The 6579-nt window shown below is 61.9% G+C and carries 6 protein-coding genes and 1 tRNA gene; 3 read left to right on the top strand and 4 right to left on the bottom strand.

The window, feature by feature from the left end; all coding sequences use genetic code 11:
- Nucleotides 1–210: hypothetical protein (locus IE053_RS14530; RefSeq protein ID WP_229786231.1), on the bottom strand; the 210-nt coding region annotated here is incomplete at its 3' end.
- A 389-nt stretch (nt 211–599) separates the two neighbouring features.
- On the opposite strand from IE053_RS14530, the gene IE053_RS13625 reads away from it, so the two are divergent.
- Genes IE053_RS13625 through IE053_RS13615 form a run of 3 tightly spaced genes read left to right on the top strand, consistent with a single transcriptional unit; the run spans nt 600 to nt 2805 of the window.
- On the top strand, nt 600–1097 hold the full coding sequence (locus tag IE053_RS13625; RefSeq protein ID WP_189576884.1) for a DUF2924 domain-containing protein: 498 nt from the start codon (nt 600–602) through the stop codon (nt 1095–1097).
- A 2-nt stretch (nt 1098–1099) separates the two neighbouring features.
- Complete coding sequence (locus tag IE053_RS13620) at nt 1100–2425, top strand: recombinase family protein (RefSeq protein ID WP_189576882.1); 1326 nt, start codon at nt 1100–1102, stop codon at nt 2423–2425.
- Nucleotides 2422–2805 carry a ParB/RepB/Spo0J family partition protein gene (locus tag IE053_RS13615; RefSeq protein ID WP_189576880.1) on the top strand — a complete coding sequence of 128 codons (384 nt, stop codon included), beginning with the start codon at nt 2422–2424 and terminating at the stop codon, nt 2803–2805. Before IE053_RS13620 ends, IE053_RS13615 begins: the two co-directional genes overlap by 4 nt.
- Before the next feature lie 3 nt (nt 2806–2808).
- Here IE053_RS13615 and IE053_RS13610 read toward each other — a convergent pair whose 3' ends face one another.
- The 3 genes from IE053_RS13610 to IE053_RS13600 form a co-directional block, all read right to left on the bottom strand.
- Complete coding sequence (locus tag IE053_RS13610; RefSeq protein WP_189576878.1) at nt 2809–3645, bottom strand: protein NO VEIN domain-containing protein; 837 nt, start codon at nt 3643–3645, stop codon at nt 2809–2811.
- 349 nt (nt 3646–3994) lie between these two features.
- Nucleotides 3995–4084: transfer RNA gene (locus IE053_RS13605), tRNA-Ser, on the bottom strand.
- A 52-nt stretch (nt 4085–4136) separates the two neighbouring features.
- Nucleotides 4137–6461, bottom strand: a complete 2325-nt coding sequence (locus IE053_RS13600) for a TonB-dependent receptor (RefSeq protein WP_189576876.1) — start codon at nt 6459–6461, stop codon at nt 4137–4139.
- Nucleotides 6462–6579 lie beyond the last annotated feature (118 nt).

Genomic DNA, 6579 nt, shown 5'->3' with positions numbered 1-6579 from the left:
GAGATGATTTCCTCGGGTTTGTAGCGCTTCGCGCCCATCGCTCTTCTCCTGCAGACAAGCCATTCTTTCACTCAGACTGGCTGCGTTCAAAGGGGACGGGTCATATCCCGACCAGGCGCCCTCGCGTTGGGAGATGGCCGAGCTCGAGGAAGAAGCGACCGTCGACACGTTCGACAAATTCATGGACGGTTCCGGGCCGTGATTCGCCATGAGGCCCGGTTAGGACCGCCAATGAACTGACAAAGCGCATACGCAGATTTGCGCGGCTCTTCGCACAGGCCGCAGGATTCCACAAATCATTGATATACTTGTGTTTTCTTGATTTCGCGATACCATTCGGGCATCATCTCAATCGCGAAAAGTCGCCATGTCGTCCAATCCAAAAGGCCCGATTTCCGGGCCCAATCCCCTGTGCCCTGAGCGCATGTCGCCTGAGGCGCGCCTTGAAGAAATCGGCCGCATCCTCGCTGGTGGCCTGGTGCGTGTTCTAGCCGACAAGTCCAGCTCTTTATCTGCCGAAACCGGAGACCGTTTCGTGGACTTACCGCCCCGAAAGAGCGGTGGTCGTCGCAGGAAACGTATCCGCATCGGAGGAATTGATGAAGCATCAGAGTAAGATAACACCGCCCGCGCCGGGCCAGGATGCAAGCCTGGATCAAACGGTCCTGTCGCGCCTGGCCGCCTTGAAGACCCTGTCCGTCAAGGAATTGAAAGCTGAGTGGGAAAACCTGATGGGCAGCTCAGCGCCCAACAACAGCCGCGCATTTCTGGAGGGCCGGCTCGCCTATCGCATTCAGGAACTGACCTACGGCGGGCCAGATCGTGAAACGCGGCGCATGCTCGATTTGCTCGCTGACGAGGTCGAAGGGATCGCTCGCCGCAAGCATCAGATCACGGATCCTCGCAATCCCGTCCCGGGCACGCAGCTCATCCGCGACTGGAACGGCGTCGAGCATACGGTGACCGTTTTGAAAGACGGGTTCGATTGGCAGGGTCGCAAGTACAAGTCGCTCTCCGGCATCGCTCGCGAGATCACCGGTACGCGCTGGAACGGCTACCGTTTCTTCGGCCTGCAAACCCGTTCGCGGGACGTGTGACCATGGACAGTAAAACAAGTCCGAACCGCCGCTTGCGCTGCGCGATCTACACCCGCAAGTCCACCGAGGAAGGGCTCGACATGGAGTTCAACAGCCTCGATGCGCAGCGCGAGGCTTGCGAGGCCTATATCGCCAGTCAGCGCTCCGAGGGCTGGGCCTGCCTGCGCGAGCGTTACGACGACGGTGGGTTTTCCGGTGGCACTCTGGACCGCCCGGCATTGAAACAGCTGATCGCCGATGTCGAAGACGGCCTCGTTGATGTGATCGTGGTCTACAAGATCGACCGCCTCAGCCGCGCCCTGATGGATTTTTCGAAGCTGGTCGAGCTTTTTGACCGGCACGGTGTGACTTTCGTGTCGGTGACCCAGTCCTTCAACACGACAACGTCGATGGGGCGGCTCACACTGAACATCCTGCTCAGCTTTGCGCAATTCGAGCGTGAGGTCACGGCCGAGCGGATCCGCGACAAGGTCGCCGCCTCGAGGAAGAAGGGCATGTGGATGGGCGGCTATGTCCCCCTCGGGTACGATGTCGTCGACCGCAAGCTCATCGTGAACGAGGCCGAGGCGGCGCAGGTGCAGCGGATATTCGGGCGCTTCGTCGAACTTGGGTCCGCCACCGTGCTGGTGCGAGAGCTCCGTCGCGAAGGGGCCCGCAACAAACAGGGGACGCTGATCGACAAGGGCTATCTCTACCGGTTGCTCAAGAACCGGGTTTATCGCGGTGAAGCCGTCCACAAGGGCAAACCCTATCCCGGGGAGCATGATGCCATCATCGACAAGGCCCTATGGGACCGCGCCCACGCCATCCTGCAGGAGAGTCCCCGCAAACGCGCCAACAACACCCGCGCGCAGACACCGGCGCTGCTAAAGGGTCTGATATTCTCTGAAACCGGTGCGGCCATGACGCCCACCACCACGAAGAAAGGCCCAAAACTCTACCGGTACTACGTGTCCATGGACGTGATCCGGAACCGAGATACCGGCGACGAGACCGCGCCAACGCGGCTGGCCGCCGGGATGGTCGAGGACGCGGTGGTGACCGAAATCCGCCGGATCCTGCAGACACCGGAGGTCGTCACGCAGGTATTGGCGGCGCTCAAAACCAAAACCGCCGAAATTTCCGAAGCCGACGCCTTGGGGGCGCTCCACGAGTTCGACACCCTCTGGAGCCAACTCTTCCCCGCCGAGCAAGCCCGAATTGTTCAACTCCTTGTTCGGCGCATCACGGTAACGGCCGCCGGGCTCGAGGTCGATATCCGGCGCGAGGGCATCGCCGGGGTCATCCGCGAGATGTTCGCCCCGCGCGAGATAGAGGCCGCCGCATGACTAATTTCAATGACACCATCCGCATTCTGATCCCTCTCAAGGTATGCAAGAAAAACGGGCGAGCGAAGATCCTGCCTCCCGCCGACCATGGACCGAGCGCGGATCAAGCGCAGGACCCGCACATCCTACGCGCCATCGGCCGGGCATGGGGCTGGCGGCGGCGCATGGAGGCAGGCGAGTTCGCCACGATCCAGGAACTGGCCGAGGCCGTCGGCTTGGCCGAACGCCATGTCAGCCGCCAGCTGCGCCTCGCCTATCTGGCGCCAGAGGTGCTGAAGCGCCTAACCTGCGGCCGCGAAGCGTCGTCGGTCAGTCTTTACGACCTGTGCTTTCTGGCGGGGGAGACATGGCAGGAGCAGGCTGAGCGGGCGTTTCGCTGACCCTCAATGAAAACTCGCCTGAAAGGACGTCGCGGTCAGCGAGACATGCGCGTCCAGCGGTGGGTGCAGCTCGAACGCCTTCGGCTCGCGCGCGAAGTTCCAGAGCCGGAACAGGGACCATTCCGAACGCCGCTCCTCGGCCACGGCCAGTTCATTGCGGCTGATGTGGAAGGGTGTGCGTTCCCAGCCATTCGTCGTCTTCACCTCGACTAGGCGCAGGCGGCCATCCGGCGCGAAGCTGGCGATATCATAGCCCGCACCATCGCCATCCTCCTCCGACACCCACCGAACCCTCCGCGCAAGGTCGTCGCGGCCCGCTGATTTAAGGGTTGCACGCTCGTGCGCTAGGACGCGCTCCTCACCGGCACGGCCGAGGGTGCGGTTTCTCTCGTCTCTCGCCGCGACATCGAATTTTCGGGCGATGTGCAGCATCTGCTCCAGCTCCTGCGGCGGCGGCTGGTTCGACAACGTGGGCGGCGGCCCGATCCAGATTGGCACGGCTTCGGCCAGGCCGGTCGGCGCTCCTGCACCCGCACGGCGGCCGAGCCACGCCGGGTTCAACGCCAGCCAGCGCGCCACGGCATCAACCAGCGTCATCTGGAAATTGAAAGCAGGCTTGTAGCCAGGGATCCAGTCCTCACCGAGCCCCTTCAGCACGGCGCTGATGTTCTGGTGCTTGAACTCGACCGATCCCTCAGATCTATCGTTCAGCAAAGGCAGTAGCGCCCGTCGATGCTCGGCCTTGTTGTAGCGGTGCCCAGCGATGTCATCGGCCAGCATCGCAAAGTAATCTGCGACGATCAGATCGTTTTCTTCGTCTGTCCAGGGCCCATTTGACATGCCGCCAGGCTATGAGCGGAAAGTCTCTTTGTCATCAGAGACTTCTCGTGGTCATTCGCGCCAACACGCACAACCACGCCGCCTTCGGGTGTCTCTGTTCGCATTAAAAGCGGTCGGACCTACTTCAACTGCGGCGCAACCCATTCCCAGCAACAACCTGAAAAGGCGTTACTTTTTGAATCCGTCCCGGTCCAGGTGAAGGGCGGGTGGAAAGAGACGCCGGGCTTTGGGAGACCAATTTCAGGCCAACGGCCAGTCTCCACAAGTCGGGTGCTTTCCTTAAACCCCTTTGAACCAAAAAGAAAAAAGGCCCACGCTGGGGCCTCGTCTCGGGTTCGCGAATAGTTTGTGGCGGAGGAGGAGGGATTCGAACCCCCGGGACGCGTAAACGCCCAACGGTTTTCAAGACCGCCGCATTCGACCACTCTGCCACTCCTCCGGCCGAAGGGTCCGGATAGCGGAGCGGCGCGCGGAACGAAAGGGGGGGCGTCTCAGAACCGCCGCGAGACCGTAAAACCCAGTGTTCGCGGACGCTGCGGCGTTTGCTGTGGGGTGACGTCGAAACTGAACGGGTTTCCGAAAGCGAAGGTGTTGGCACGGTTGTCCAAGAGGTTCATCGCGCGGGCCTCGACCCGCCAAGGGCCTCTCTCGCCCCCAAGGCGCAGGTCGATCCGCCTCACATCGTCCGAACGAGGGGACGTGCCCTCGGAAAAGAGGAGCGCGGACCCTTCCTGATATAGAGTATCAGCGGAGAGGGTGACGGACCATCCTTTGGTCTTGAAGGCTTGCCAATCAGCCGCGAGACTTGCGGCGAAGCGCGGGACACTGGGCAGCCGCGCGCCGGGTTCGGCGGCAAGGAAGGGGCTCGGCTCGGTAAGGGCAGCGTCATTGGCGAACATGGCACCTGAAAGAGCGAGCCGCTCGTGCAACTGCCAGTCAAATTCGAACTCTACACCGAAGACCTCGGCGTCACCTGCATTGCTGACGAAAGGCAGCCCTGAGGGAAGGAGCTGGTCGGTCTGGATATCCCTCCAGTCGAGATGGTAGGCCGATGCAGAAACATGGGAGCGGCCATCTCTCGCCTCGCGACGAATTCCAACCTCCTTATTCAGCACACGGTCGGAAAGGAATTGCGTGGGATCGCCCGGCAGGAAAGGATCGACCTGGTTGAGAAAATCGAGATCGCTGATCGCGAAGGCGAAATTCGTGGTGAACAGATCATCATCGCTTTGTTCGATGAAGGCCACCACGGGCGTATTGATGTTGAGGCCGCCGAGCCGCGAGGCGGCCTTGGCTTCGACATAGAAAACCGTCTGCGGATCCAAATCGACGGTGATCGCCGCGCGGGGCAGCAGGTCCCGTTCAGCCCTGTCATTGACGAGGCGGCTGACTCCGAAATTGAGGCTGCCCGACACGTTCAACTCTGCTGCAAGATCCGCATACTGGGCGCGAACACCACCGAGAAGCGTGATTCCGCTTGTGAAGTGGTAGCTGAACTCGCCGTAGATGGCGGCTTCGCGGTTGATGAGGTTGGCATCGGTCACGAAGGCTTCCGCGCGATTGAAGGCAACGAAGAGGTCCGTCTTCGCGGTTTCCTCCCGGCGGGAGGCATAGGCGCCGAGATGCCATGAAAAACGTCCGCGCTCACCTTCGATCCGCTGCTCGGCGTTCAGCGCGTCGATGTTCCGCGCTTCGGTGAACTGAATTGGGAGGATTGTCCCCTCGTCGAATTCTGTACCAAGGAGGATGGAGCTTGCGTCCTGGGTAAGGTTGGTCTTCCGCGCCGTGAAGCCGATCGAGGATCGGAGCGCGATTGCATCGCGGTCGTGCCGTGCTTCGAGGGACCAGAGGCGAAGCACGTCGCCATAGGGCTCGGCGTAAAGAGTCTGGCGGGTCAGGCCACCTGTTGCATACTGACTGTCGGCGAGTCTGACTTCGTGGATCGCAGCTGAAGAATCGAGCGCGGTCCGTTGGTCCGGCTGCCAGCGGAGCGCAGCTCTGAGGCCTTCGATCCTCGCGCTGTTGACGTCGTCCAAATTGCGCAGGCTGTCGTCAATGAAGCCGCCTCGGTCTTCGCGGTAGCCGCTGATGCGTGCTGCGAGCTTTCCCGAGACGAGGGGCAGGTTGAGGTAACCGGCGGTGTGCCAACTCCCTTCGCCGTCGGCGGTGCTCGCTTGTCCAGCCGCGATGGCGCCATGGACCGCCTTGGGATCAGGCCGGGCAGGGACGATACGCACCATGCCGCCAAGGCTGCTCGGACCGATTGCGGTGCTTTGCGGGCCTTTGAGAATTTCAACGCCAGCGACGTCGTACAGGAGAAGCTCTGGTGTCGTGTCGCTGAAAATAACAGGTACGGAGCCAATCAGTAGGCCGACGGTGGACTGGGTGCGGTCGGCGAATGCGCCATCGGACAAACCACGGATGAAAAGCTTGTTCCGTCCGGGTCCCAGATTGGTTGTCGTGAGTCCCGCTGTGACGCGGCCAAGGTCCTGGACCGTCTCGATCGACCGCGCATCGATCATTTTTGCAGAGACCTGCGAAACAGTCCCTGCATGGCCGGGGCGGAGGCGGTCCGGCTCATCCTCGGCGCGCACGAGGATGATGTCCTCGGGAATCTCGACGCCTGCGGGCAGGTCAGTGCGCCGCACTCCATCCTCGGTACGCGGCATGAGGATGAAAGCCCCTGGAGCAATCTCGTCCACGGTGTAGCGCGTCCCGGACAGGGCCTGGGCAAAGCCTTCCTCAGCGGTTTCGGGACCGAGCACCCAACCGCTCTCTTCGCTCGCAAGATCGACGCCGCCGAGCGAAAGCGACACTTGTCCCGAGCGCGCGATCTGTGAGAGCACCTCTGCCAAAGGGGAAGGGGGAAGCTGGAGGCTTCGCAGGGGCGGCTCCTGCGCGAACGCTCCCGCGACAAGCACGGACCACGCTGCC

This window comes from Parvularcula lutaonensis (genome assembly GCF_014651915.1).
GTDB lineage: Bacteria > Pseudomonadota > Alphaproteobacteria > Caulobacterales > Parvularculaceae > Parvularcula > Parvularcula lutaonensis.
This window is presented reverse-complemented; position numbering and strand designations above follow the sequence as displayed.

Excerpts from the sequence above, each read along its gene's own strand:
- IE053_RS13625 (WP_189576884.1), top strand. The coding sequence starts at position 600 with ATGAAGCATCAGAGTAAGATAACACCGCCCGCGCCGGGCCAGGATGCA.
- IE053_RS13620 (WP_189576882.1), top strand. The coding sequence starts at position 1,100 with ATGGACAGTAAAACAAGTCCGAACCGCCGCTTGCGCTGCGCGATCTAC.
- IE053_RS13615 (WP_189576880.1), top strand. The coding sequence starts at position 2,422 with ATGACTAATTTCAATGACACCATCCGCATTCTGATCCCTCTCAAGGTA.
- IE053_RS13610 (WP_189576878.1), bottom strand. The coding sequence starts at position 3,645 with ATGTCAAATGGGCCCTGGACAGACGAAGAAAACGATCTGATCGTCGCA.